This window comes from Microbacterium sp. 05T445 (genome assembly GCF_056395865.1).
The window spans coordinates 527239-551643 of record NZ_JBFTKJ010000001.1; the positions used below are offsets into that span (position 1 = coordinate 527239).

The window sequence follows — 24405 nt, forward strand, 5'->3', positions numbered from 1 at the left end:
CCCCATGGCGACGATCGCAACCCCTTCCACCTCGGTGACGGCGCGGCATCCCGCGCCCGCCGCGACGAGCGCCCGCCAGGCGGCCTGGTGGAACGCGGGAGCGATCGTCGCGATCTGGCTGACCAGCCTGTTCGTCGCGGCGCTGTGGGTCGCCGGCGGCGGAGTGGATGCCGTGCTCGGCGGCGGAGCCGACGCGCTCAGCGCCGCCGGGCGGCTGTGCGGACTGGTGGCGGCGAACCTGCTGCTCTACCAGGTCCTGCTGATGGCGCGGGTGCCGCTGTTCGAGCGCGGCTTCGGCCGAGACGCCATCACCCGCATGCACCGACACGTCGGCTTCTGGTCGTTCTGGCTGATGCTCGCCCACGTCGTGCTCCTGGTGTGGGGATACGCCGCGGCCGCCGCGCTGAATCCGTTCGTGCAGCTGTGGGAGTTCGTCTGGGACTACCCGGGGATGCTGCTGGCCACCGCGGGGCTCGTGCTCATCGTGGGCGTCACGGTGACCTCGATCCGCCGCGCCCGGCGCCGGCTGCGCTACGAGTCCTGGCATCTGCTGCACCTGTACGCCTACCTCGGCGTGGGCCTCGCGGTGCCGCACCAGCTGTGGGCGGGCGCCGACTTCACGGCCTCGCCCGCCGCCGCCGCGTACTGGTGGACGCTGTGGGCACTGGCGGCGGCCGCGGTCGTGGTGTTCCGCGTGGGGGTTCCTCTGGCGCGGTCGCTGCGGCACGACCTGCGTGTGGCGGCGGTGGAGCCCGACGGCGCCGACGGCGTGACCGTGCGGATGGCCGGCCGGCAGCGCAGCGCGCCGGCCGCCCGCGGCGGGCAGTTCTTCGTCTGGCGATTCCTCGACGGGCCGGGCTGGTCGCGAGGGCACCCGTTCTCGCTGTCGGCCGCGCCGCAGGGTGGCGCATTGACGATCTCGGCCCGTGTCGTCGGCGACGGCACCGCGCGGCTCGCCGAGCTGCGCCCCGGGACCCGCGTCCTCGTCGAGGGCCCCTACGGGCGCCTCACCGGCGAGGTGCGCCGGGCCTCCAAACTCCTCCTCATCGGCGCAGGGGCAGGCATCGCTCCCCTGGTGTCGCTGCTGGAGGCGGAGCCGTACGCGCCGGGCGAGGCGATCCTGCTCACGCGCGACTCCTCACCCGACGCGGCGCTGCGGCGGGACGCGATCGCCGCCCTGGTGCGCGATCGAGGCGTGCGTCATGTGCCGTTGGACGGACCGCGGGCAGAGTCCGCGTCACCGTGGCTCCCCGAGTCGCACGCCGCCTGGCGAGGCGCCGAAGCGATCCGGTTCCTCGCGCCCGACCTGGACCAGTACGACGCGTTCGTGTGCGGCCCGGTGCCGTGGATGGATGCCGTCACACGCGACCTCCGCGCGGCAGGTGTCGCGCCCGATCGCATCCACACCGAAGCCTTCACCGTCTGAGCAGAGGAGCCGTCATGAAGAAGATCGTCTACGCCGTGCTCGCCACGGTGAGCGGGCTGGTCCTGCTGCTGAGCTATCGCACCTCGCATGTCGACACGGTCGCCCAGCCGCCGGCGGTGGACACGTCGGCGACCGGGTCCCAGGGCACCACGGGCACGTCCGGGGACACCGGCACCTCGACCGACTCGAGCGACACCGGCACCTCGACCGACACGGGCAGCTCCGGCACGGGTGCGGCGGGCGGCACCGGCACGGGTTCGGCGGGCGGCACCGGTTCGGCTGCGGCATCCGGCTCATCCGCACTGGCCGACGGGACCTTCACCGGGTCCGCGGTGAACACCCGATTCGGTCCGCTGCAGGTGCGGATCACGGTGTCGGGCGGCCGCATCACGGATGTGCAGGTGCCCGAGTACCCGTCCAGCAACCCGCGCGACCGGCAGATCAACGAGCGGGCGCTGCCCTTGCTCGCGTCGGAGACGACCGCCGCGCAGTCCGCCGACATCGACATGGTGTCGGGGGCGACGTACACGAGCCAGGGCTACCTGTCGTCGTTGCAGAGCGCGATCGACCAGGCCCACGCATGATCCGGCCTCCGCGGCACGTCGAGGTGGCCGAGATCATGGGCACTGCGGTGAGCGTGCATGTGGTGGGCGGTGCACGCGACCCCGCACACGATGCGGCGATCGCCGCGTGCTTCGACGAGCTGCGCCGCGTCGATCGGGTGTTCTCGACCTACCGGCAGGATTCCGACATCCGCAGGATCGCGCGCGGCGAGCTGTCGATGGCGGATGCCGATCCGTGGGTCGGCGAGGTCGCGCAGGCGTGCGCGCGGGCCGAGGCCGACACGGCGGGCCTGTTCACCGCGCGGTGGGCGGGAGGGTTCGACCCGACCGGCTACGTCAAGGGCTGGGCCGTTGAACGTGTCGCGCGCAGCCACCTCGCGCCGCTGCTCGACGAGCGCGGGGTGATCGCGGTCGGGATCAATGCGGGCGGCGACATGCAGCTGCGCACAGCGACGGGCGCGGACTGGAGGTGGAACGTGGCGATCGCAGACCCCCGGGACCGGTCGCGCGTGCTGGCGACCGTTCCCGTGCGCGACGGTGCGGTGGCGACATCCGGTGCGGCGGAGCGGGGCGCGCACATCGTCGACCCCCGTTCGGGGAGCGCCGCAGGCGATGTCGTCTCGGCGACGGTGGTCGCCGCGAGCCTCGCCCACGCCGACGTCTGGGCGACGGCGGCGGTCGTCGCCGGATTCGACGATCTGTCGTGGATCTCGAAGGCGGGCGACACCACGGGGCTGGTGGTCGGTGCGCGGGGCGCCGTGCGTCGCTGGATCGACGGTGTCGAGGTCGGCGTGGTGACGGCTCCTCGGTCTCACGGGGTGCGGAGGATCTTCTCCATCGCCCTGCCGCGCGCCAGCTCGTCGACGAGCTTGTCGAGGTAGCGGATCTTCTGCATCAGCGGGTCTTCGATCTGCTCGACACGCATGCCGCAGATCATCCCGGTGATGAGCGACGCGTTCGGGTTGAGGTCGGCGTCGGCGAAGAAGTCCTCGAACGTCGTGTGCTCGTCGAGGTGCTGCTTCAGCTCGGCGTCGTCGAAGCCGGTGAGCCACTCGATGACCTCGTCGAGCTCTTCGGCGGTGCGCCCCTTCTTCTCCACCTTCGTGACGTAGAGCGGATACACGGAGGCGACGCTCATCGAGAAGATCCGGTGCATAAGCCCAGGCTAATACCTGACGGCGTGCGCGTCAGCGGCCTCGCTGCCCGCATGGCCAACACGGAGCGCGGGTCCGGTGGTTGACTGGGGGCGAGGGCGCGCCACCGATCAGGAGGACACCATGGACGTGGATGCCGCCGCCGTCGCCGCGGCCGCGAAGAAGGGATCGTTCACCGGGGTCGTGGCCGTCGACGTGGCCGGAACCCGGGTGTTCGAGCGGGCGTACGGCTTCGCGCATCGCGGATACGAGGTGCCCAATCATCCGGAGACCGAGTTCGGCGTGGCCAGCGGAAGCAAGACCTTCACGGCGCTGGCCGTGATGCGTCTGGTCGAGGCGGGTGATCTCCGACTGGATGGTCGGGTCCGCGAAATCCTCGGGGGCGACCTGCCGCTCATCGACGACGCGGTCACCGTCGAGCACCTGCTCACCCACACCTCGGGGATCGGTGACTATCTCGACGAGGACGGCGAGTGGGAGGCATCCGATTTCGTGCTCGGCGTCCCGGTGCACACGCTCACGAGTGCCGAGGCGTTCGTGCCCATCGTGGACGGGTTCCCGCAGAAGTACCCGCCCGGAGAGCGGTTCTCGTACTGCAACGGCGGGTACATCGTGCTCGCGATCCTGCTCGAGCGGATCACCGGCCGCACGTTCCACGACGTCGTGCATGCACTGGTGCTCGAACCCGCGGGGCTCGAGCACACCGGCTTCCCGCGTATGGACGAGCTTCCGGGAACGGCAGCCACGGGCTACCTCTTCGACGAGGGCGACCGCACCAACACGCTGCACCTGCCGGTGCGCGGCAACGGCGACGGCGGTGCGTTCACGACGGCCGGCGACCTCCACCGGTTCTGGCAGGCGTTCTTCGACGGCCGGATCGTCTCCCCTGAGACCGTCGAGGAGATGACGCGTCCGCGCTTCGACGTGCCGAGCGAGCACAAGCGATACGGCATGGGCGTGTGGCTGCATCGTTTCGCGGATGTCGCCATCGTCGAGGGCTACGACGCCGGGGTGTCGTTCCGCTCCACTCACCTACCGGCGTCGGCAACGACGGCGAGCATCCTCGGCAACAGCTCGGAGGGCGGATGGCCCGTCGTCCGCGTGGTCGCCGACGCGATCGACGAGGCGGTGTCGACTTCGTAGGCCGGTCGCGCCCACGCCGTGCCCGGCGCCTAGCGGTGCCCGTGCCCGTGCCCGGCGCAGACCGGGCCGCGCTCAGAACGGAGCATCCGGCTCGGAAGCGGAACGGAACACGGGCACCCGGCGCTCGGGCTCGACGACGTATCGGCGCCCCGCCGGCGATGTCCACTCGAGGGCTCCCCCGCTCCCGGGAATATGCGACACCTCCCACCCGCCGTGGTGCTTCACCAGGTGGTGGCCCTTGCACAGCGGCGCGAGGTTGTCTATCGATGTCGCGCCGCCGTGCTCCCAGGCGATGGTGTGGTCGATCTCGCACCGGGAGGCCGGCATCCCGCACCCCGGGCCCATACATCGGTCGGCACGCCACCGCACCAGTCGCCGCAGCTCGGGCGGCGGCCGGTACCGATCGCGACCGACCGAGAGCACCGCGCCGGTCTCGGGGTGTGTCAGCACCCGCATCCACGCGTCCGCCCCTCCTGCCAGCTCTCTCGCGCGCTCGATCGGGATCGGCCCGATGCCCTCGACGACGGCGGGGGCCAGGCCCGCAGCGGCGCGTTCGGACTCACCGCGCCCGGTCAATGCCAGCACCGGGACCGTGACGGTCACCGTGGCGCGGATGCCGCGCGCCTCGGCGGCCACCGAGGCCGTGTCGCCGTCGATCAGCAGGTCGCAGATCACGTCGGCACGCACCTGGTCGAGCGTGCGCTGTTCTTCGGGGTGGGCGACGATGGCCTTCGCCATCGCCGTGGACCTCGCGTGGATCGCGAAGGCCTCGACCGCCGGGATGTACAGGTGCAGCCAGGCCATACCGTCATCGGCGGACTCGACGGCGGTACGCCGCGTGGCCACGGCCTCCTGGTGGCGTTCGGCGAGGGTCACCGCGCGCGCCGCGTCGACGAGCCTGCGCAGCTGCCGCCGGAACGCGCCCACCGGCTGCGCTTCGGCGAGCGCGATCGCCTGCTGCACGAGCGCCGGCCGCAGCTCGGGTTCGACCGCGTCGATCGCGGTCACGAGGGTCTCGGCGTGCCGCTCGGTCATGCGAGCCCGCTCCAGCGAGTCCAGCACCTGCGGATACCGCTGGACGACGGCATCCGCCAGCCGGATCATCTCGCCCGCGGCGTGCTCGGTGATCCGCAGGGCGGCAGCGACCTCGAGCCGGATGCCGCGCTCGACGACGTCGGTCAGCACGCGGCCGTGGCGCTCCGCGTCGGCAAGCGCCTCACGCCGCAGTCCGTCGAGACGTTCGAGCCGCTGCGCGGCGAGGATCGCCATCATGCCGTCGACCTCGACCACGAGATCGAGGGCGTCCGGGATCGGCACCTCCGGGATCTCAGGATCGAAGAACATGCCTCGAGACTAACGAGGGGTTCGGACATTTAGACGACTCTCGTGAGCCCTCTCTGTGACGAACCCTGGTACGGATCTACCCGGCGAGCACCTCCGACAAGCGCCGGAACAACTGATCCGCGGGATGCACCTTCGGCTCCAGGTTCGACGCGTTCATGAAGACCGCGATCGTCGCGCCCGACTCAGGGTTGTGGAACACCGCGGCGGTGAATCCGAAGCCCTCGCCGTTGTGCCCCCACCAGCCACCGGTCTCGCCGATGCCGAGCGCGTACTGGTCGTAGGGCGGCCCCACTTCCAGGGGCGCGCCCTGCAGGCGCTCGGCCTGGGTCGCAGGCTCCAGCAGCGCCCCGGTCGCGAGCGTCTCGCCCCACACGCGTGCGTCGTCCAGGCTGGAGATCATCGACCCGGCGGGACCGAACACCGACATGTTGTCGGGCTGGGGCTCCATCCCGCCCTCGGCCGGCGCGTAGCCGACCGGGTGCGGGGTCGTCCACCTGGCGGCATCCACGATGTAGCGCGTGCCGTCTTGACCCAGCGGCTCGAGGATCCGCTCGGCCAGCACGTCGGCGAACGACTCCCCCGTGACCGACTCGATGGCGGCCCCGAGCAGGTTGGTGTTGGCGTTGGTGTACACCTTGCGCGTGCCGGGGTCGAACTGCGCCGGCTCGCCGAGCATGAAGCCGTTGAGCTCGTCGAGGGTGAAGATCCGCTCCGGATCGGCGGAGAACGCGTCGACGAACGCCTGATTCGTGTAGTCCGCGTTGCCGCTGGACATGTCGGCGAGCTGACGCAGCGTGATCCGGTCGCCATCCGTGACGTCGTCGACATAGGCGTCGATCGTGTCGTCGAGGCTCAGCTTCCCCTCGTCGACGAGTTGGAGGAGCACGGTGACGGTGTAGGACTTGGTGATGCTCCGCAGCGGCCACTGCATTTCGGTGGTCACCGGGACATCGCCGTCGATGTCGGCGACGCCCGCCGCACTCGTCCACGACCCTTGCCCGGGCACCCAGACGCCGACGGCCGTGCCGGGCACGCCGTATTCGGCCATGGTCGACTCGAGCGTCTGCTGCAGCAGGGCTTGCAGCGCCTCCGGCAGATCGCCCTCCGGCGCTGCCGGACGGATCACCGCCGGCGCGGGTGCGGTCGCGGACGGCTCCGCGGGAGGCGGTGAGGCGGCGCACGACCCGAGCAGCAGGGCCACGACCCCCATCGCGGTGATCCCGACCAGGGTGCGCGCGCCGCGCGCGGCCGCTGACGTGTGTCCGCTCATCGCTCATCCCCCCGATGTCGACGATGCGACGCGTGCGCGCCGCGTCCGGCCAGCCTGTCGTGCCTACCAGGGTGACGGCAAGACCCGCGCCGGGCGGCGGCATCCTCGCTCAGCCGTCTCGGACGGCCACCACCACCTTGCCCAGGGCTCTGCCCTCGCCGTGCCAGGCGAGCGCCCGCGGCACCTCCTCGAGCGGGAAGACACGGTCGATGTGCACGTCGACCTCGCCGCGCACGCACGCCTCCGCGACGGGGACGAACGCGGTCGGCCCCGGATGCACGATGAGCAGTCCCAGTCGCCGGCCGGTCAGCGCCCCCGCGACCGCTCCCACGGTCAGCATCCGCAGCATGGTGCGCACCGTTCCGCCCACCATCACGCAGCGCCCACCCCGCGCGAGCGCGCGGCGATAGGCGAACACGGAACGCTGCGCGACGAGGTCGACGATGACGTCGTACGGGCCGTGGCGGGTGAAGTCGTCCGCGCGGTAGTCGATCACCTCCTCCGCTCCCAGCCTCCGGAGGAAGTCGAGCTTGCCGGCGTTGTCGACCGCGGTGACACGCACGCCGCGCGCGACCGCGAGCTGGACGGCGAGGCTCCCCGAGCCGCCGCCCGCGCCGTTGAGAAGCATCCGCATGCCGGGTTCGGCCAGCGCGACGGCGTGCGTCGCGATGGCCGCGGCCTGAGGGAGAGCGGATGCCTCGGCGAACGAGAGCTGCGGAGGCTTGATCGCCAGCGCCGGCACGGGGACCGACACGAACTCGGCGAACCCGCCGTAGCGCGGCATGGTGTCGGCGAACACCTCGTCGCCGACGGCGAACCCGTCGGCTCCCGCGCCGACGGCGACGACCCTGCCCGCGATGTCGGAGCCGAGGATCGTGCGCCGCGGGCGGCGCAGGCCACCCAGCCGTGCGTAGGCCGGGCTGCCGTGCAGCCCCTCCCAGTCCGAGAGGTTCACCGAGGTGGCGACCACCTCCACGAGCACCTCGCCCGCGCCCGGCACCGGGCGGGGCACCTCACGCAGTTCGAGCTCGTCGGGTGTGCCGTACCGTTCGTAGACGACCGCGCGCATGCCTCCATCGTGCGCGGCGCCTCCCCCGCGCACAACGGGCCTGCTGCCCGCCGCCGCCTCGGACACCCGAGCGAGGGCCGCGCACGTCAGCCGCGACGCGGCAGGATCGCGGCGGCGTTCCCGCCGGTGATGCGTCGGCGCGGCTCGTCGTCGAGCTTCGCGACCATGAGCTGCAGCATCGTGGCCTCCGGGGTCTGCACCGGGAAGCCGCTGCCGAACACCCATCGCCCCGGGTCGTCGCCCCAGCGGTCGGCGACGAACGTCGGCCCGTTCACATGCCAGAGATCCATCAGCACGTGACCGGGGACGTCGTCGCCGAGATGCCTGCTCAGCTCCGACCAGTCGGCCCGGTTCAGTCCACTCAGCACGAGCGGGTGCACCGGCGCGGCGCGCACCACGTCGGCGAGCTCGTGCAGCGGGACGTCGCGCGCCGGGGAGCGCGGATGCCGCACCCGGGCGTCGTCGAGGCGCACGAGGATCTGCACCGGCATCCCGGATGCCGCCGCGTCCTCGAGGACCGGGAGCATCCGCTCGGGCGTCGTCCCGTGGTCGCCGGGGACGAGCCGGATGCCCGCGAACCCGCTCTCCACCGCCCAGGCGAGCTCGCTCCGCCACCCGGGGGCGTCGGGATCGAGGACGGCGAAGAGCCGGAACAGCGGGTCGTCGCCGGTCTCGCGCAGCAGTGCCTCGTTGCCGGTGCGCGTGTCGAACCCCGTCAGCGTCGCGAGGTGCGACACCCACAGCGCACGCAGGCCGTGCCGCTGCGCATAGGCACGAAGGTCGTCGGAGGACGCACCCGCGGTGAGCCGATAGGGCCACTGACCGACATGGCACGTCGTGTCGACCGCGTCGAGTCCTGCGAAGGCGTCGAGCAGCTCGCGCGCGGGCGCCGTCATCGCTCGACCTCCGCGAGCCAGCGCGCCATGTTGGCGCCGAACACGCGTCGCTCGGCATCCGCTCCCAGGCCCGCCCCGAGGACCTTGCCCACGTTGGCCGCCAGATCCACGTGGTGCAGGTCCGACCCGAACACCACGCGATCGGCGCCGAGCCGGTCTACGGCGAGCGCGACCTCACCCGTCCCGATGATCGTCCCGGAGGTGTCGACGGCGATGTTGGGGTACGGCCGGACGGTGTCGATCGCCGACTCCGGCTGTCCGCCGAGGTGCGCCATGACGAATCGGACGTCGGGATGCCGCGCCGCGGCCCGGGCGATGTGCTCCGCCGTCGACTCGTACGGGAAGCGCCCCACCGTCTTGCGCCACGCGTGCGCGAGCACGATCAGCCGTCGCCGTGCGGCGTACTCCAGGATCGGGTCGCACAGTGGATCGTCGGCGAGCGTCGCGATCCAGAGCTTGACGCCGATCATCCCGTGGTCCTCGACGTTGCGGCGCAGATCGTCCATGGTGGCCGCGCCGAACCGGGGATTGACGTAGCAGTAGCCGCGGAGCCGATCCGGATGACGTCGCAGCTCCCGCACCAGCGTGCGGTTCATCTCGCGCACCTCGTCGAGGCCGGGGTGCGCGACGAACGCGCCGATGTCGGTGCACAGGAACAGGTCGATGCCCAGTTCGTCGCCGAGCTCGAGCACCCGGGGATCGAACCGGCCGTCGTCGAGGTGCGTGTGCGCGTCGATCACCGTCATCGCCCGGCGTCCTCCAGCGCGAGCGCGCAGCGGCGCAGCGCGTCGGCGATGTCGGCATCCGTGTGCCCCGCGTTCACGTAGGCGACCCGGTAGAACGACACCCCGCACGCGAACGCCGCGCGCAGGAACCGCTCGATCAGTGCGGGATCGCCGACGAGCTGCGGGCAGGTCGGATGCCCCTCTAGGCGCACGGCGACCCCCGCCCGCTCGAACAGCGCGTTCAGCCCGTCCTGCAGGCGCCCTCCGAGCTGGCGCAGCCGCGCGGGGACGCCCTCGTCCCGCATGATCGCCATGGTCGCCGAGGCCGCGGCCAGCGACAGCGTCTCGCCGCCGTACGTCGAGGTGACCACGACCTCGCCACGGTCGAGCACCCCGAGCACCTCACGGCGACCGCAGTACACCGACAGCGGCATCCCGTTGGCGACTCCTTTGCCGTACACCGCGAGGTCGGGAAGGATGCCGGTGGCCTCGGCCATGCCGCCGAGCGCGACCCGGAACCCGGTGACCATCTCGTCGTACGCGAGCAGGGCGCCGTGCCGGTCGGCGAGCCCCCGCAGGAACGCGTAGAACCCGGCGGCGTCGGGGACGGACGGATAGTCGGCCGCGACCAGGATCAGCGCGATCTCGGAGCCGCGATCGGCGAAGAGCCGCTCGAGGGCCGCGCGGTCGTCCCAGTCGACGGCATGATGGAGCGCGGCGAGCGCCGCCGGCACCCCCGGGACAGCGGCAGCGGAGGTCGCACCGGGCAGCACGCGGGCGCCCGGGGCCAGCGAGTTCAGCCACCCGTTGTAGCCGATCTGCACGATGCGGTCGCGCCCGGTGTGCGCGCGGGCGATGCGGATGACCGCCGCCAGCGCCTCGCCGCCGGTCTTCAGGAACCGGGCGCCCTCCGCGCCGGGAACGAGCGAGCAGAACAGCTCGGCGGTCGTCGTCTCCAAGGGATGCGGGTGGCCGAACAGGATGCCGTCGTCGAGCTGCGCGCGGATCGCCGCGTCCACGCGCGGGTCGGCGTAGCCGAGGGTGACGGGGCCGAGCGCGCACCGGAAGTCGATGAACTCCCGGCCCCGGTCGTCCCACACGCGCCCGCCACGACCACGGACGATCACCTCCGGTTCGTCGGGCAGGAGCGCCGGCGCCTTCGAGTTGGTGCTGGAGCCCACCGGCATCACGGCCAGGGCGCGCTGCCGCCAGCTCTCGGTCATGGGGACTGCCCTCTCGTCGTCGACGGTTCCGCGTCAGGCCAGCACGACGACGTCGCCGCCGCGTTCGGCCGACGCCTGCGCGGCCTTCACGATCTCGACGGTGCGCACCCCGACGCCGGCATCAGGCTGGGGGCGGCGTCCCTCGCGGACGGCCGAGAGGAACTCGGCGAGGAGCAGCCCGTCGAGGTCGGCGCCCACCGGGTCCCACGTCTCGCCGAGCGCGTCGTGGCCCGCGACACCCTGTGCGAACGGGCTGACCGTCACCGTGCCGTGCTCGGCGACGACCTGCAGGGTCAGCCCGCCCCATGTCGGCGACGAGACCGGCCAGCTCCACGAGCAGTCGATGCTCGCGATCACCCCGCTGGGGTATTGCAGCGTCACCAGGCCGCCGGTCTCGACCGCGAGGCCGCGGTCGGCGTACAGCGTGCCGTTCGAGACGGCCCGCACCGAGCGGGGCCGCTCGCCCAGCAGCTCGTCGAGCAGATCGGCGCAGTGCACGACGTGGTCCACGAGCGCCCCGCCGCCGGCGAGCGCCGGGTCGGTGAACCACGCGCGATCCTGCGGCAGCTTGCCGTTGTTGGCGCCGACGACTCCGAGCACGCGGCCGAGCCGTCCGCTGCGCAATTGCGCCAGCGCATCACGGAACGACGGCGCGAAGCGCACGGGGTAGGCCACCATGAGGAGCACGCCGGCCCGTTCGCACGCGTCGCGCATGGCCTCGGCATCCTCCACCGACGTCGCGAGAGGCTTCTCGCACAGCACGTGCGCGCCTTCCGCGGCGGCCCGCTCCACCAGCGCGCGGTGACGGGCGTTCTCGGCGGCGATCACGACGGCGTCGGGCCGCCACGCGAACGCCTCGTCGTACGTGTCGACGTAGTCGACGCCCAGCTCTGCGGCGAGCGCCGCGCCGCGCGGCGCGGCATCCGGCGCGGCGGCGCCGTCGGGGTCGGCGGCGATCAGCTCGACGCCCGGCATCGACTGCAGCGCGTTGACGTAGCTGAGGGCGTGAGTGTGGGCGAACGACAGCACCGCGATGCGCAGCGGGGTGACGGCGGTCATCGGACGGGCTCCAGGATCTCGAGTGCGATGGATGCGCCCGCCGCGATCGAGGCGTACGCGGCTTCGGCGACGGCGACGGCCTCGACGCCCTCGCGCGGCGAGATGCGCGCTTCACCGCCCGACGCGAGCGCGGCGACGAAGTCGGCGATCTCGAGGTAGTAGGGGCTGTCCTGCGGCGACATCGGCGGCAGGTAGTCGCTCGGGCCGTCCGCCGCCACGGCGTCGGTGCGGCTGACCCGGTCCTCCGCGCTGTCGTATCGCATGCGCCCGGCCGACCCGGAGACCTCCRCACTCGTGCGGAACGGCATCCCGGGCGCGACCCAGCTGGCGTGCAGGTGGCTGATCACGCCGCTGCGGTGGGTCAGCACCACGTGGGACGTGACCGGCGGCACGACGAGGTCGTCGACGGTCGGCGGGTTCTGCACCGCGTACACCGAGGCCACCGGCCCCGCGAACCAGATCGCCTGGTCGATGTCGTGGATCATGAGGTCGCGGATGAGACCGCCCCCGGTGCTCTCGCGGAAGAACCACGACCTCGCCGGGGCGGACCCGGCACGACTGAAGCGCTGCACCGCGAGCTCGCCGAGGCGGCCCGCGTCGACGGCGCGCTTGATGCGCTCGTACTCGCCGAAGTAGCGGACCACATGGGCCGGGAACAGTCGCACGCCCGCCTCTTCGGCGGCGCGCACGACGCGGGCGGCATCCTCGGCGCTCGGCGCGAGCGGCTTCTCGCACACCACGTGCCTGCCGCGGGCGATCGCCCGCAGCGCGAGGTCTGCGTGCGTGCCGCTCGGGGTGACGATGTCGACGAGGTCGACCAGCTCGAGGAGCTCGTCGACGTCGGCCACCTCGCGGAAGCCGTACTCGGCGGCGATCTCCGCCGCGCCGTCGAACGACGTCACATAGCCGTCGACGCCGAGTTCACGCCAGGCGTCCGCATGGACCCGCGAGATCCCTCCGGCGCCGATGAGGCCGACCCGCAGTTCGGTCACAGTCTCTCCTCGATGAGTCGGGGATCGGCGCTCGGCACCGATCCATCCATGGGCAGCGGCGTGACCGAGGGCACGGGAAGGCCCTCGATCCCGTAGACGGCGGTGGCGTGCCGGCGGAACGCGTGGACGAGGGCGCCGTGGGCGGCGGCATCCGCTCCCAGACGCGCCTCTGCGATCGGCACCTGGAAGGGAAGCCCGATGAAGCGCTGCAGCCGCTCCCGGAGCGGGTCGAGCAGCTGGCCGTGGGCGGCGGACAGTCCCCCGCCGATCACGATCATCGCCGGGTCCACCGTGAGCACGAGCGTCGCGATGCCGTGCGCGAGCTCTGTCACGAACGCGTCGATCTCGGCCGCGGCGGCCGCGTCGCCGCCGCGGGCGCGCCCGAACACGTCGGCGGCGGTGTCGCCCGCGCGCCAGGTGATCTGGCCGGTCTCGGTGTCGATCCCGCGGAAGGCGAGCCGGCCGATGTCGCCGGCGGCATTGTGGATGCCGCGCCTCGGCCGTCCTCCGAGGATCAGCCCCATCGCGATGCGGTTGCCGACCGACAGGTACAGCACGTCGTCGACGAGCTGCGCGACGCCCAGATGGTGCTCGGCCACGGCGGCCAGCCGCACGCCGTTGTCGACGGCGACAGGACACCCGAAAGCCTGGCGGATGTGCGAGCCGATGTCGATGCCCGACCAGTCGGGGATGACCACCGAGGCGGTGACCCTCCCGGCGTCGTCGACGATGCCCGGCAGCGCCACGCCGATCGCCCGGATGCGCGAGACGGCGAGGCCCGCGTCGCCGAGCGCCCGGTGGACGTCGGCGATCACGGCGGCGAGCTTCGACGCGCCGTCGCGTTCCTCGGCGACACCGGCGAAGGTCTGCTGCGTCAGCACGTTGCCGCCGAGATCGGCGATCACCACGCGGATGCTGGCGGCGCCGATGTCGACGCCCACGACCGCGCCGGCATCGACGTCGAAGACGTACCGGCGCGCGGGGCGTCCGGCGCCGCGGCCGACCGCGGCCGTGGCTTCGACGATCAGGCCGGTGTCGCCGAGGACGGCGACGGCGTTCTCGACCGATGTGCGCGACAGGCCGAGGGTGATGGCGAGGTCGTTGACCGTGGCCGGACCGCCGTCACGCAGCTGCTGGGCGGTGCGCGCGACGATCGGGGTCTGCACCGGGTTCGACATCGCGCCTCCTCTCGTCGTCTTCGCCGTGGGTGCGATCAAAATAGCACAGCGTGTTCACGGAATAGTGATGGGCCGATCCCGCGCCCAGCAACCGTTTGCAGGTTGCGACTTGAAGGGCTCACGGGAATCCGCACTTGACTAATTATCACATCGCAGTGTCATAATAAGCGTCGACCCCCTGCACGGTTTCAGCAAAGGAGCACCATGCGCGTCAGCAAGTTCACCGGCCTCGCCGCAGGCGTCGCCACCATCGCTCTCCTGGCGGGCTGTTCCGCCGGCACCGGCGGCCAGGCCGCGGGCGAACAGAAGGTCACCGTCTGGCTCTACCCCGTCATCGCCGACGAGGCGACCCACAAGCAGTTCTGGGACGACACGATCGCGGCGTTCGAGAAGGAGCACGACGACATCACGGTCGACTACGAGATCTACCCCTGGGCCAATCGGGACGAGGCGCTGCAGACCGCCATCGCCGCCGGCAAGGGCCCGGACCTCGTCTACCTGATCCCCGATCAGCTCGCCGCCTACCAGAAGTCCATCCAGCCCCTGAACGACCTCCTCAGCAAGGACCGCCAGGAGGAGCTCCTCCCCAACGTCAAGAAGTCGGTCACGATCGACGGCGACATCCTCGGCGCGCCGATCCTCACGAGCGCCATGCCGCTGCTGTGCAATGCGGCCGCCTTCGACGCCGCGGGCGTGACGGAGTTCCCGGAGACGTGGGAGGACGTGCGCGAGATCGCACCGAAGTTCGCCGAGAAGGGCATGTACGTCCTCAACTACCCGGCATCGCCCGAGAACACGCTCAACCTCACCTACTACCCGCTGCTCTGGCAGGCCGGCGGCGAGGTGTACACGAAGGACGGCGACGTCGGATTCGACAGCCCCGAGGGCGAGGCCGCCCTGTCGTTCATCACCGAGCTCGCCGAGGCGAAGGCGCTCGACCCGGAGGCCATCACCACCAACGTGCCGATCGAGCAGACCGCGGTCGCCCAGGGCAAGGTGGGCTGCACGTGGAGCAACGCCGTCCCCGAGGTCGAGCCGTTCTGGGGCGCCGAGAACGTCAAGGTCCTCCCGCCGCTGACCGAGAAGGAGTCCGTCGCCTACGGCACGGTCGGCTCGCTCTCGGTGCTCAAGGGCTCCAAGGCGCAGCAGGCTGCCGCCGAGTTCGCCGAGTACGCCACCGGCGCCGACGTCGCCCGGCCCTACCTGCTGGCATCCGGGTTCTTCTCCGCCCTGAGCGACACCGAGCCGCTCTACGCCGACGACCCGCTGCTGGGCGAGGTCGAGAAGTACGTGCCCAACGCCACGGTCGGCCAGCTCGCGACGAGCTCGCGCGCACTGATGGGCGTGCTCTCGCCCGAGATCCAGGCAGCGCTGCTCGGGCAGAAGTCCCCGGCCGACGCGCTGTCCTCCGCAGCGGATGCCGCCGCACCGCTCCTGAACAAGTAGCACGGCTGAGGGGGCGCACGGCGCGTCCGTGCGCCCCCTCACCATGACCCGAGGTGCAATGAAAATGACGACGGCGACATCGGCACAGCGGCCGAAGAGCGGCGTGGCGCGAGTGCTGGCCCGGCGCGAAGCGCGCGTGGCGTTCCTCTTCGTGCTGCCGGCCTTCCTGCTGTTCATCGCGTTCCGCTTCGGCCCCACCATCGCCGGCGTCGCGCTGAGCTTCTTCGACTACGACATCTCCGGCGAGATCGCGTGGCGGGGGCTCGAGAACTTCCAGCGCATGCTCGCCGACCCGCTCTTCTGGCGGGCGCTGGGCACGACGCTCATCTACACGATCTTCGCGGTGCCGATCTCGCTCGTCCTGTCGACGGCGATGGCGCTCGGCGTGAGGCGGGCGTTCCGCGGCGCGCGGTTCTTCCGCTCGCTCTTCTTCCTGCCCGTGATCACGTCGCTGGTGCTGGCCGGGGCGATCTTCGTGTGGATCTTCTCGGGCAACGGCCCGTGGTCGCAGCTCATGGCTCCGCTGGGCCTGGGCGGTTCGTGGCTCGGGAGCACCGTGCTGGTGATCCCCGCGATCGTCATCGTCGGCGTCTGGTCGCGATTCGGCTACGGGATGATGATCATGATCGCCGCGATGCAGGACATCCCCCGCGAGCTCGAAGAGGCCGCGCTCATGGACGGCGCGAACTCCTGGCAGCGGTTCCGGTCGATCATCCTGCCGTACCTCAAGCCGACGGTGTTCTTCCTCGCCGTGATCGAGACGACGGCCGCGTTCCAGGTCTTCGACGTGATCTACGTGATGACGCAGGGAGGCCCTGCCAACGCGAGCTACTCGCTCGTCTACATGCTCTACGACCAGGGCTTCAAGTACTTCGACTACGGCTATGCGGCCGCCATCGGCGTCGCTCTCTTCGTCATGACGCTCGTCGTCGCCCTCATTCAGCGTCTCGTGATCGGAAGGCAGAAATGACGACCCTGACGCAGCCGAAGGCCGCCCCGCAGGCGCCCACGCGCACTTCCGAGCCCCGCAACCGTTCCTTCCGCGCTCTCGAGCCGACGCGGTTCGGCATCGTCGTCCGCTGGATCTGGCTGAGCCTGGCCGGCATCCTCGCCTTCTTCCCGTTCTACGCGATGATCGTGCTGAGCCTGAAGCCCGGGCAGGTCGTCGAGCTTCCCGGCTCGCTGCTGCCATGGCAGGACATCTCGTTCGACTCCTACGAGCAGGTGCTGTCGGGGCAGAACATCCTCGGCTGGCTCGGCAACACCCTGATCTACTCGCTGGTGTCGGTCGTCGCGGTGCTGTTCCTGTCGGCCCTGGCCGGATACGCCTTCGCCAAGAAGCGCTTCGCCGGCAAGGAGGTCATGTTCTGGTCGTTCCTGGCCATGGTGATGGTGCCGTTCCACGTCACGCTGATCCCGATGTTCATCCTCATGGCGGGCATCGGCGGCGTCGACACCTATTGGGGCCTCATCCTGCCGACGCTCGCGAACGCCCAGGCCGTCTTCCTGATGCGCCAGTTCATCCAGAACCTGCCCGACGAGCTGTTCGAGGCCGCGCGCATCGACGGTGCGGGAGAGTTCCGCATCTTCCTGCAGCTCGTGCTGCCGCTGTGCAAGCCGATCCTCGCCACCCTCGGCATCTTCGTCTTCCTGTGGCACTGGAACGACTTCCTGTGGCCCCTGATCATCGCCAAGTCCAACGCCATGTTCACCCTGACCGTCGGCATCTCGTCGCTGCAGCAGCAGAACGTGCCGCTGAGCACGATGCTCGCCGGCTCCGTCGTCGCCCTCGCGCCCATCTTCTTCGCGTACCTCATCGCCCAGCGGTACGTGCAGGAGGGCGTGACGGGCACCGGCATCAAGGGCTGAACCGTGGCCCCCATCACGTACAGAAAGGACCCGCACGTGACAGTTCACCCCTTCGCCGGCGAGGCGGAGCTCGAGGACGCCCTCACCGCTCCGAGCGCGGCACTGATCGCCGACATGGCCGAAGGCGAGGGCGACCTCGTGATCCTCGGCGCCGGCGGCAAGATGGGGCCGACGCTCGCGATCCTCGCACGACGGGCGATGGATGCCGCCGGCCGCACCGGCGACCGGGTGCACGCCGTCTCCCGCTTCGGCGACGCCGCCGTGCGCGAGCGCCTGGAGGCGGCCGGCGTGGAGGTCGTGCCGTTCGACCTTATCGAGCGCGACGACCTGGCGGCGCTGCCCGACGCCCCGAACGTCGTGTTCATGGTCGGCGCGAAGTTCGGCGCCGCCACCGCCCCGTCGTGGGCGTGGGCCGTCAACGCCGCGCTCCCCGACCGTGTCGTCCGCCGGTACCGCGACAGCGCGATCGCGGTGATGTCGACGGGCAACGTGTATCCGTTCGTGCCGGCATCCTCCGGCGGCGCCTCCGAAGAGGTCGCGCCGGCGCCCATCGGCGAGTACGCGCAGTCGTGCCTGGGCCGCGAGCGCGTGTTCGAGTTCGGCGCCCAGGAGCGCGGCACACGGGTGTCGATCATCCGCCTCAACTATGCGATCGATCTGCGCTACGGCGTCCTGGCCGACATCGCGAGTGCCGTGCACGCCGGGCAGCCGGTGTCGGTCGCCACCGCCAACGTCAACGTGGTGTGGCAGGGCTACGCGAACGAGGTGGTGCTGCGCAGCCTCGGCCACGCCTCGGCCGACGTGTTCACCGTCAACCTCACCGGCCCCGAGACGCTGAGCGTCGCGGCGGTGGCCCGGCGCTTCGGCGAGCTGCTCGGCCACGACGTCGAACTCGTCGACGAGCCTCAGCCGACCGCGCTCCTGAACGACTCGCGTCGATGCATGGCGCTGTTCGGCTACCCCGCGCTCTCGGCCGATGCCCTCATCGGGCTGCAGGCGGCGTGGGTGGAGGCGGGGCATCCCATGTCGGCGAAGCCCACCAAGTGGGCCGTCCGGGACGGCAGGTTCTGATGACCTCGGTGCCCTCCCTGCGGCCAGAGGCCGCACGCACCCTGACCCGTGGCGCCGTGATCCCGGCGCATCCGCTCGCACTGACCTCGGCCCGGCGGCTGGACGAACGGCGTCAGCGCGCGCTCACCCGCTATTACCTCGCCGCCGGCTCCGGCGGGCTCGCCGTGGGCGTGCACACGACGCAGTTCGAGATCCGCGACGCCGAGCACGCCCTGTTCGAGCCGGTGCTCGCCCTCGCCGCCGAAGAGCTCGACGCGCACGGCGACCCCGACGTCGTGCGCATCGCGGGCGTCGCCGGCGGCACCGTGCAGGCCGTCGCCGAGGCCGAGCTCGCCCGCTCGCTCGGCTACGACGCGGTGCTGGTCAGCCCGCGGGTGGCGGGCGCCGACGAGCGCGCGCTGCTGGAGCGGGCCCGCGCCGTGGGCGAGGTGCTGCCCGTGGTCGGGTTCTACCTGCAGACCGCCATCGGGGGACCCGTGCTGGACCGGGACTTCTGGCGGGAGTTCGCGTCGATCCCGTCGGTCGTCGCGGTCAAGGCGGCGCCGTTCGACCGCTACCGCACGCTGGAGCTGGTGCGCGGTGTCGCGGCATCCGGTCGTGCCGACGAGATCGCGCTGTACACCGGCAACGACGACGCGATCGTGGCCGACCTGCTGTCGGAGTTCCACGTCGAGTCCCCGGACGGCCCGCGCACGCTGCGGTTCGTGGGAGGCCTCCTCGGCCAGTGGGCCGTCGGCACGCGTGCCGCCGTCTCGCTGCTGGAGCTCTCGCGGCGCGCGGCCGCCGGCGATCGCGAGGCCTACTCCGACCTGGGGCGGATGGCCTCGGACCTGGTCGATGTGAACCAGGCGGTCTTCGATCCGGGCAACGACTTCCACGGCGTGATCGCCGGCGTGCACGAGATGCTGCGCCAGCAGGGCCTGCTCGAGGGCATCTGGTGCCTGGACCCGGCGGAGGGGCTCTCGCCCGGCCAGGCGGACGAGATCGCGCGCGTGCGCTGCGCCTACCCCGAGCTCAACGACGACGCGTTCATCGCCGAGCATCTCGGAGAATGGCTGCGATGACCTCCCCCGTGCTCGTGGCCGCCGTCACCACCGACCTGATGGCGGAGTTCTTCTCCGAGCCCGACCTCGAGCGGCTCGGTGCGGCGGCGCGGGCGCTGGGCGGCGGCAGCCTGCGCGTGGATCGCCTCGCGGACGTCCCCGACCTCTCCGCGACGAGGGCGGTCATCACGAGCTGGGGCGCCGCCCCGTTCGACGCGGAACTGCTGAAGCGGATGCCGCGCCTCGACCTCGTGGCGCACACCGGTGCGACGGTCAAGCCGTTCCTGACCGACGAGCTGTTCGGCCGCGGCATCCTGGTCACTCAGGCGGGGCTCGGCATGGCGCGGCCGGTGGCGGAGGTGTCGCTGACCTTCACGCTGGCGCTGCTGCACCGCGTGGCCGAGATGAACGACGCGCTGCGCACGCCGGGCGGCTGGTACGACCCCGCAGTGGGAGCGCAGCACCAGATCCTCGGTGCACCGATCGCCGTGATCGGCGCCTCGCGCACCGGCCGGTCGTACCTGCAGCTGATCCGCGCCCTCGGCGCCGTCCCGCTGCTGGTCGACCCGACCGTCGACGCCGCCGAGGCGGCCGCACTCGGCGCGGAGAAGACCGACCTCGACGGTGCGCTGCGCCGCGCGCGCATCGTGGCGCTGCACGCCCCGACCCTCCCCGCGACGCATCGCATGATCGGAGCGCGCGAGCTGGCGCTGATGCCGGACGGATCGGGACTCGTGAACACGGCGCGGTCCTGGCTGACCGACGAGGCCGCACTGGAGGCCGAGCTGCGCACCGGCCGCATCTCGGCCGCGCTGGACGTCTTCGACGAGGAGCCGCTGCCGGCGCACAGCGTGCTGCGCACGCTGCCGAACGTGCTGCTGACGCCGCACCGGGCGGCCGGAACGGTCGAGGGGCGCCGGGACCAGGGCCGCATCGTCGCCGACGAGGTCGAGGCCTTCGCCGCCGGACGCCCTCTGCAACACGCGGTCGACCGCGACATGCTCGCCGCGATGGGCTGAGCGTTGCGGGTCGCCTTCGCGGGAGTCGCGCACTCGCACCCCTTCACCGACGCCGTGAACCTCGCGGCGCGGGGAGCTGTGCCGCTCGGCGTCTGGGACGCCGACGACGGTGACCGGCGCCGGGACTTCGCACGACGCTTCGGCGCGCCCGAGTTCGCGCGCCTGAACGATCTGCTGATCGCCGGCCCCGATGTCGTGGTCGCCACCCCGCGCACCGGCCGGGCGGTCGACGTCGCGCGGGCCTGCGCGCAGGCGGGCGTGCCGGTGTTCTTCAACAAGACGATCGCCGCCGACGCCGCCGGCCTCATGCGTTGGGAGGCCTTGCCTCCCGCGCGGCGCTTCACATCGTCGGTCCTGCGCTTCGCCCCTGCGCTGGGCGCGCTGGCCGACCGGACGGCCGGCCGCGAGGTGCGGGCGGTCGAGGTGCTCGCGCAGCACGACATCGCCGGCTTCCTCGATCCCGCCCGACGCTGGCAGGACGACCCGTCGGGAGCCGGCGGGACGATGATCAACATCGGCGTGCACGCCTGGGAGATGCTGGACGTCGTCCTCCCCGGCGCGGCGGCGGACGTCGCGGCGGCGACCCGGGTGGTCGGCGCCGTGCCGACGGCATCCGAACTGCTGGCGACGGTGCACGCGCGCGTCGACGCGATCCCGGTGTCGGTCACGATCTCCGGCGTCGCCGGTCCCGACCGCTACGCCGTGCGGGTGTGGACGGACGACGGGCTCGACGAGATCGTGCTTCCGGACGACCTCGCCGGCTTGGGCTACCTCGGCACCGCCGACGCGATCGTCCGATTCGCCGCGGGCGACGAGCCGGTGGATGCCGCGCGCACCGGCGCGGTCTATCGCAACGCCCTCGCGGCCGCGCAGGCGGCGCGCTCCCGCCACGACGCCGCCCCGGCGGACGGAGGACCCTCCGATGCACGCTGAGCCGCAGCTCCGATCCGCGATCGCCGAAGACGCGGCGGACCTCGCCGCACTGTGGGCGCGCGCCTTCGCGCCGCCGCTGTCACCCGACCAGTGGCTCGTCGATCCCGACCGGCTGGCGCACACGATCGTCGCCGTCGACGCCGACGGCGTGGTCGGATCCATCTACGGCCTGCCCAAGCGGCTGCGCGTCGTCGACGGCGTCGCGGCGGTGCACGGCATCGGCAGCGTCGCGGTCGCCGAGCGGGCGCGCGGGCGCGGGCTGGCCCGCCGCCTGGTGTCGGCGTCGGTGGAGTCCGCCCGTCGCGCCGGCGCCGACTGGGCGCTGCTGTTCACCGACACCCCCGAGGTGTACCGGTCGAGCGGGTTCGAGCCGTTCACGATGCACCGGGCGGCACGAGGACCGTGGGCCGCGCTCGGCGGCAGAGGATCCGCGCGCCGCACCACGATCGGCCCGGGCACGCTGGCGTCATCGGACGCGGTGTACGAGCAGTCGCGCGAAGGGCTCGTCCTGGCGCCGGTCCGCTCGGCGATCGAGTGGACGATGGCGGAGGTGCGCCTGCACGGCATGACCCTCTACACGATCGACAGCGACGGCGCCCCGGTCGCGTACGCCGTCGCCGGTGTGCAGCAGCGCACCGGGATCCTCGCGGAACTCGCGGCATCCGCGACCGCCCCCGCAGGCGCACGGGAAGCGCTCCTGGGCGCGATCGGCCAGGACTGGAGCGAGAGCCGCGTCGAGCACTGCGACATCGCCGCCCCGCAGCGGGCGGACGACATCGCCGCGGTGCGCGCGTTCGCCCCTCTGGCGCGGTGGACGACCGATGCCACCGGCATGACCCTGACGATCGCGCGACAGCCGCGCCTGGACGGCGTCCGGCACTTCGGCGCCGCCGACTACTTCTGAGCGCCCGCGGCCGGAGCACCCGGCGGCAGCAGCGGCGTCAGCGCCGCGCCCAGGACACCGGCCATGTCGCCGCTGATGTCGGCCGTGAGGTGGTGCGAGTCGCGGTACACCAGCGTGTTCCCGATGATCGGCGGGCATCGCTCGGCGTCGCACAGGTAGTCGTTGAGATCGAGCAGCGGGATGCCGCGTTCCGCGGTCGCCGAGAGCTCCGCCTCGCGCGCGGGACCCGCCAGAGCGACGGATCGCGGCCTGCTGCACACCTCGGCGTCGGCGAGGTGCGCCGACAGGCACGGCGCGGGGTCCTCCCGCATGTCGGGAGTGTCGGCGATCACCGCGATCGGCGCGTGCAGGGCGTCGAGGGTGCGGCCGAGTGCGGCATCCCAGGTCTTGGCGTCGTCGTCGACGCCGGGCGCGAGCTCCGGGTCGGTGAACGTCGCGACCACGACGAGCGCCGGCGGCGAGGCGTTGATGTGCGCGATCACCGCGTCACGCCAGGCGGGGCACTGCGGATACGGCGTTCCGCGGCGGAGCGTCTCGATGTCTGCGGCGGGGCACGAGCTCTTGGTCTGCACCTCGACCGAGTACCCTGCCGACGCGGCGAACGCCTCCAGGGCCGGGAACCACTGCGCGGCGTGCGAGTCCCCGAACAACAGGATCCGGGGCGCGGCCGGGTCGCCGTACACGCAGCCGTCGGCATCCGTCGCCGCGATCCCTCGCATGCAGCCGTCGTCGTAGACCTCGGGAAGACTCGACCTGGCGTCGCGCAGGTCGGGTGCGAGATTCGCCGGCACGTAGTCGGTGCCGCGCGGCGGGCCTGCGATGACGGTCTGCGACGCGGTGCGCTCCGCGTCGAGCGGGCGCGCGTCGGCGACGGCGTAGGCGCCCGTCGCGACGACGAGGCAGGCGACCGAGCCGGCGGCGGCGCCCATCAGGGTCAGACGCGCCGGCGACCGCGTCAGCGGCGCCGCCCGGCGCACCGGATCCTCGACGAACCGGTAGAGGGCCCAGGCCACCGGCACGCAGGCGGCGGCGATGAACAGCGTCGCCCACAGCGGCAGCGGTCCGGGGATCGCCGCCCCCGGCAGCACCAGCGCGGGCCAGTGAACCAGGTACAGCGAGTACGAGATGGTGCCGACGAAGACCATCGCGCGCGTGGAGAGCACGCGGGTGGGCCCGCCGCGGGACCGCCCGGCGGCGATGACCGCGGCGGTGCCGAGCACCGGCAGCGCGGCCGCCGTCCCGGGGAACAGCGTGTCGGAGGAGAACAGCAGGACGGATGCCGCCACCGCTGCGATCCCGCCCCATCCGACGACGGCGGCCCACCGGCCTCGCACGATCCCCCGGCGGTGCTGCAGGAGTACGGCGACCACCCCGCCGACCCCCAGCTCCCACGCGCGGGAGGGCAGCGAGAAGAACGCCCACGGCTGCGCGGTGGACGTGAGCCCGACGCACAGCGCGAACGACACCGCGACGACCCCCACCAGCACCGCCAGCAGTGCCCGCCGCGACCGCACCACCGCCCACGCGACGGCCAGCAGCGCCGGCCACAGCAGATAGAACTGCTCCTCGACCCCCAGCGACCAGTAGTGCTGGAACAGCGACGGGTTCGACGACTCGGCGAGGTAGTCCGACCTCTGGACGGCGAAGAAGTAGTTCGGCACGTACAGCGCCGTCGCGACGGCCCCCGTCCAGACGTCGCGCATGAGCAGCGGCGGGTACCAGATGAGCGCCGCGAGCACCGACGCCAGAAGAACGGCGAACGAGGCGGGGAGGATGCGGCGGGCCCGCCTTGCGTAGAACTCCGCGAACCGCAGCCGGCCGTGATCCTCCAACTGCCCGAGCAGATGCGACGTGATGAGGAACCCCGAGATCACGAAGAAGACGTCGACGCCGACATAGCCGCCCGGAAGGAACGGCACGCCCGCGTGGTAGAGCACCACCGACCCGACCGCGATCGCGCGCAGTCCCTGGATGTCGGCGCGGAAGCCCGAGCGGTCGGGCCGCGCGAGAACTCGTTCCGCCACGCGAGGCAGTGTAGGCGGACGGCGTGAACGGCAGCACCCCCCTTGACGCGGGCC

General features: G+C 72.1%; 23 protein-coding genes. 12 read left to right on the forward strand and 11 right to left on the reverse strand.

Annotated elements, in window-relative coordinates:
* Nucleotides 1-4 precede the first annotated feature (4 nt).
* The 3 genes from AC1DDU_RS02510 to AC1DDU_RS02520 are packed head-to-tail and all read left to right on the forward strand — an operon-like array spanning nucleotide 5 to nucleotide 2870.
* Nucleotides 5-1426 carry a ferredoxin reductase family protein gene (locus tag AC1DDU_RS02510; RefSeq protein ID WP_477431047.1) on the forward strand — a complete coding sequence of 474 codons (1422 nt, stop codon included), beginning with the start codon at nucleotides 5-7 and terminating at the stop codon, nucleotides 1424-1426.
* A gap of 14 nt (nucleotides 1427-1440) precedes the next feature.
* A complete protein-coding gene (locus AC1DDU_RS02515; protein ID WP_477431048.1) occupies nucleotides 1441-2010 on the forward strand; it encodes an FMN-binding protein in 570 nt (189 codons plus the stop codon).
* Nucleotides 2007-2870: an FAD:protein FMN transferase gene (locus AC1DDU_RS02520; RefSeq protein WP_477431049.1), complete on the forward strand. Its 864-nt coding sequence runs from the start codon at nucleotides 2007-2009 to the stop codon at nucleotides 2868-2870. Before AC1DDU_RS02515 ends, AC1DDU_RS02520 begins: the two co-directional genes overlap by 4 nt.
* Here the strand turns inward: AC1DDU_RS02520 and AC1DDU_RS02525 are convergent.
* Nucleotides 2801-3145: a DUF2200 domain-containing protein gene (locus tag AC1DDU_RS02525; protein ID WP_477431050.1), complete on the reverse strand. Its 345-nt coding sequence runs from the start codon at nucleotides 3143-3145 to the stop codon at nucleotides 2801-2803. The genes AC1DDU_RS02520 and AC1DDU_RS02525 overlap by 70 nt on opposite strands.
* Before the next feature lie 121 nt (nucleotides 3146-3266).
* Here AC1DDU_RS02525 and AC1DDU_RS02530 point away from each other — a divergent pair, with 121 nt between their 5' ends.
* Nucleotides 3267-4286 carry a serine hydrolase domain-containing protein gene (locus AC1DDU_RS02530; protein WP_477431051.1) on the forward strand — a complete coding sequence of 340 codons (1020 nt, stop codon included), beginning with the start codon at nucleotides 3267-3269 and terminating at the stop codon, nucleotides 4284-4286.
* Nucleotides 4287-4358: 72 nt separating this feature from the next.
* On the opposite strand, the gene AC1DDU_RS02535 is transcribed toward AC1DDU_RS02530, so the two are convergent.
* From AC1DDU_RS02535 to AC1DDU_RS02575, 9 genes are all read right to left on the reverse strand, one after another.
* The gene (locus AC1DDU_RS02535; RefSeq protein WP_477431052.1) at nucleotides 4359-5630 is read right to left on the reverse strand and encodes an HNH endonuclease signature motif containing protein; all 1272 of its coding nucleotides are present in this window, start codon (nucleotides 5628-5630) and stop codon (nucleotides 4359-4361) included.
* 76 nt (nucleotides 5631-5706) lie between these two features.
* Complete coding sequence (locus tag AC1DDU_RS02540) at nucleotides 5707-6900, reverse strand: serine hydrolase domain-containing protein (RefSeq protein WP_477431053.1); 1194 nt, start codon at nucleotides 6898-6900, stop codon at nucleotides 5707-5709.
* Between the two features lie 109 nt (nucleotides 6901-7009).
* Nucleotides 7010-7969, reverse strand: a complete 960-nt coding sequence (locus tag AC1DDU_RS02545) for an NAD(P)-dependent alcohol dehydrogenase (RefSeq protein WP_477431054.1) — start codon at nucleotides 7967-7969, stop codon at nucleotides 7010-7012.
* Between the two features lie 86 nt (nucleotides 7970-8055).
* Nucleotides 8056-8865: an amidohydrolase family protein gene (locus AC1DDU_RS02550; RefSeq protein ID WP_477431055.1), complete on the reverse strand. Its 810-nt coding sequence runs from the start codon at nucleotides 8863-8865 to the stop codon at nucleotides 8056-8058.
* Complete coding sequence (locus AC1DDU_RS02555; RefSeq protein ID WP_477431056.1) at nucleotides 8862-9611, reverse strand: amidohydrolase family protein; 750 nt, start codon at nucleotides 9609-9611, stop codon at nucleotides 8862-8864. Before AC1DDU_RS02555 ends, AC1DDU_RS02550 begins: the two co-directional genes overlap by 4 nt.
* Nucleotides 9608-10813: an aminotransferase class III-fold pyridoxal phosphate-dependent enzyme gene (locus AC1DDU_RS02560; protein WP_477431057.1), complete on the reverse strand. Its 1206-nt coding sequence runs from the start codon at nucleotides 10811-10813 to the stop codon at nucleotides 9608-9610. Before AC1DDU_RS02560 ends, AC1DDU_RS02555 begins: the two co-directional genes overlap by 4 nt.
* Before the next feature lie 33 nt (nucleotides 10814-10846).
* A complete protein-coding gene (locus tag AC1DDU_RS02565; protein WP_477431058.1) occupies nucleotides 10847-11872 on the reverse strand; it encodes a Gfo/Idh/MocA family protein in 1026 nt (341 codons plus the stop codon).
* On the reverse strand, nucleotides 11869-12864 hold the full coding sequence (locus tag AC1DDU_RS02570; protein WP_477431059.1) for a Gfo/Idh/MocA family protein: 996 nt from the start codon (nucleotides 12862-12864) through the stop codon (nucleotides 11869-11871). Before AC1DDU_RS02570 ends, AC1DDU_RS02565 begins: the two co-directional genes overlap by 4 nt.
* Entirely contained in the window at nucleotides 12861-14042 is a 1182-nt protein-coding gene (locus AC1DDU_RS02575; protein WP_477431060.1) for an ROK family protein, read from the reverse strand. The genes AC1DDU_RS02570 and AC1DDU_RS02575 overlap by 4 nt, the downstream gene beginning before the upstream one ends.
* Nucleotides 14043-14246: 204 nt before the next feature.
* Here AC1DDU_RS02575 and AC1DDU_RS02580 point away from each other — a divergent pair, with 204 nt between their 5' ends.
* The 8 genes from AC1DDU_RS02580 to AC1DDU_RS02615 all read left to right on the forward strand — a co-directional run bounded on the left by AC1DDU_RS02580 (nucleotide 14247) and on the right by AC1DDU_RS02615 (nucleotide 22327).
* Nucleotides 14247-15488: an ABC transporter substrate-binding protein gene (locus AC1DDU_RS02580; RefSeq protein ID WP_477431061.1), complete on the forward strand. Its 1242-nt coding sequence runs from the start codon at nucleotides 14247-14249 to the stop codon at nucleotides 15486-15488.
* Nucleotides 15489-15552: 64 nt separating this feature from the next.
* Entirely contained in the window at nucleotides 15553-16458 is a 906-nt protein-coding gene (locus AC1DDU_RS02585) for a carbohydrate ABC transporter permease (protein WP_477431062.1), read from the forward strand.
* Nucleotides 16455-17357 carry a carbohydrate ABC transporter permease gene (locus AC1DDU_RS02590; protein WP_477431063.1) on the forward strand — a complete coding sequence of 301 codons (903 nt, stop codon included), beginning with the start codon at nucleotides 16455-16457 and terminating at the stop codon, nucleotides 17355-17357. The genes AC1DDU_RS02585 and AC1DDU_RS02590 overlap by 4 nt, the downstream gene beginning before the upstream one ends.
* A gap of 36 nt (nucleotides 17358-17393) precedes the next feature.
* Nucleotides 17394-18428 (forward strand): NAD-dependent epimerase/dehydratase family protein, encoded by a 1035-nt coding sequence (locus tag AC1DDU_RS02595; protein ID WP_477431064.1) that lies wholly within the window; start codon nucleotides 17394-17396, stop codon nucleotides 18426-18428.
* A complete protein-coding gene (locus AC1DDU_RS02600; protein ID WP_477431065.1) occupies nucleotides 18428-19492 on the forward strand; it encodes a dihydrodipicolinate synthase family protein in 1065 nt (354 codons plus the stop codon). The genes AC1DDU_RS02595 and AC1DDU_RS02600 overlap by 1 nt, the downstream gene beginning before the upstream one ends.
* Nucleotides 19489-20490 (forward strand): hydroxyacid dehydrogenase, encoded by a 1002-nt coding sequence (locus AC1DDU_RS02605; RefSeq protein ID WP_477431066.1) that lies wholly within the window; start codon nucleotides 19489-19491, stop codon nucleotides 20488-20490. The genes AC1DDU_RS02600 and AC1DDU_RS02605 overlap by 4 nt, the downstream gene beginning before the upstream one ends.
* A 3-nt stretch (nucleotides 20491-20493) precedes the next feature.
* A complete protein-coding gene (locus tag AC1DDU_RS02610; RefSeq protein ID WP_477431067.1) occupies nucleotides 20494-21423 on the forward strand; it encodes a Gfo/Idh/MocA family oxidoreductase in 930 nt (309 codons plus the stop codon).
* The gene (locus tag AC1DDU_RS02615; RefSeq protein ID WP_477431068.1) at nucleotides 21413-22327 is read left to right on the forward strand and encodes a GNAT family N-acetyltransferase; all 915 of its coding nucleotides are present in this window, start codon (nucleotides 21413-21415) and stop codon (nucleotides 22325-22327) included. The genes AC1DDU_RS02610 and AC1DDU_RS02615 overlap by 11 nt, the downstream gene beginning before the upstream one ends.
* On the opposite strand, the gene AC1DDU_RS02620 is transcribed toward AC1DDU_RS02615, so the two are convergent.
* Nucleotides 22318-24351: an acyltransferase family protein gene (locus AC1DDU_RS02620; RefSeq protein WP_477431069.1), complete on the reverse strand. Its 2034-nt coding sequence runs from the start codon at nucleotides 24349-24351 to the stop codon at nucleotides 22318-22320. The two genes, AC1DDU_RS02615 and AC1DDU_RS02620, sit on opposite strands and share 10 nt — an antisense overlap.
* Nucleotides 24352-24405 lie beyond the last annotated feature (54 nt).

Excerpts from the sequence above, each read along its gene's own strand:
- AC1DDU_RS02510 (WP_477431047.1), top strand. The coding sequence starts at position 5 with ATGGCGACGATCGCAACCCCTTCCACCTCGGTGACGGCGCGGCATCCC.
- AC1DDU_RS02515 (WP_477431048.1), top strand. The coding sequence starts at position 1,441 with ATGAAGAAGATCGTCTACGCCGTGCTCGCCACGGTGAGCGGGCTGGTC.
- AC1DDU_RS02520 (WP_477431049.1), top strand. The coding sequence starts at position 2,007 with ATGATCCGGCCTCCGCGGCACGTCGAGGTGGCCGAGATCATGGGCACT.
- AC1DDU_RS02525 (WP_477431050.1), bottom strand. The coding sequence starts at position 3,145 with ATGCACCGGATCTTCTCGATGAGCGTCGCCTCCGTGTATCCGCTCTAC.
- AC1DDU_RS02530 (WP_477431051.1), top strand. The coding sequence starts at position 3,267 with ATGGACGTGGATGCCGCCGCCGTCGCCGCGGCCGCGAAGAAGGGATCG.
- AC1DDU_RS02535 (WP_477431052.1), bottom strand. The coding sequence starts at position 5,630 with ATGTTCTTCGATCCTGAGATCCCGGAGGTGCCGATCCCGGACGCCCTC.
- AC1DDU_RS02540 (WP_477431053.1), bottom strand. The coding sequence starts at position 6,900 with ATGAGCGGACACACGTCAGCGGCCGCGCGCGGCGCGCGCACCCTGGTC.
- AC1DDU_RS02545 (WP_477431054.1), bottom strand. The coding sequence starts at position 7,969 with ATGCGCGCGGTCGTCTACGAACGGTACGGCACACCCGACGAGCTCGAA.
- AC1DDU_RS02550 (WP_477431055.1), bottom strand. The coding sequence starts at position 8,865 with ATGACGGCGCCCGCGCGCGAGCTGCTCGACGCCTTCGCAGGACTCGAC.
- AC1DDU_RS02555 (WP_477431056.1), bottom strand. The coding sequence starts at position 9,611 with ATGACGGTGATCGACGCGCACACGCACCTCGACGACGGCCGGTTCGAT.
- AC1DDU_RS02560 (WP_477431057.1), bottom strand. The coding sequence starts at position 10,813 with ATGACCGAGAGCTGGCGGCAGCGCGCCCTGGCCGTGATGCCGGTGGGC.
- AC1DDU_RS02565 (WP_477431058.1), bottom strand. The coding sequence starts at position 11,872 with ATGACCGCCGTCACCCCGCTGCGCATCGCGGTGCTGTCGTTCGCCCAC.
- AC1DDU_RS02575 (WP_477431060.1), bottom strand. The coding sequence starts at position 14,042 with ATGTCGAACCCGGTGCAGACCCCGATCGTCGCGCGCACCGCCCAGCAG.
- AC1DDU_RS02580 (WP_477431061.1), top strand. The coding sequence starts at position 14,247 with ATGCGCGTCAGCAAGTTCACCGGCCTCGCCGCAGGCGTCGCCACCATC.
- AC1DDU_RS02585 (WP_477431062.1), top strand. The coding sequence starts at position 15,553 with ATGACGACGGCGACATCGGCACAGCGGCCGAAGAGCGGCGTGGCGCGA.
- AC1DDU_RS02590 (WP_477431063.1), top strand. The coding sequence starts at position 16,455 with ATGACGACCCTGACGCAGCCGAAGGCCGCCCCGCAGGCGCCCACGCGC.
- AC1DDU_RS02600 (WP_477431065.1), top strand. The coding sequence starts at position 18,428 with ATGACCTCGGTGCCCTCCCTGCGGCCAGAGGCCGCACGCACCCTGACC.
- AC1DDU_RS02605 (WP_477431066.1), top strand. The coding sequence starts at position 19,489 with ATGACCTCCCCCGTGCTCGTGGCCGCCGTCACCACCGACCTGATGGCG.
- AC1DDU_RS02615 (WP_477431068.1), top strand. The coding sequence starts at position 21,413 with ATGCACGCTGAGCCGCAGCTCCGATCCGCGATCGCCGAAGACGCGGCG.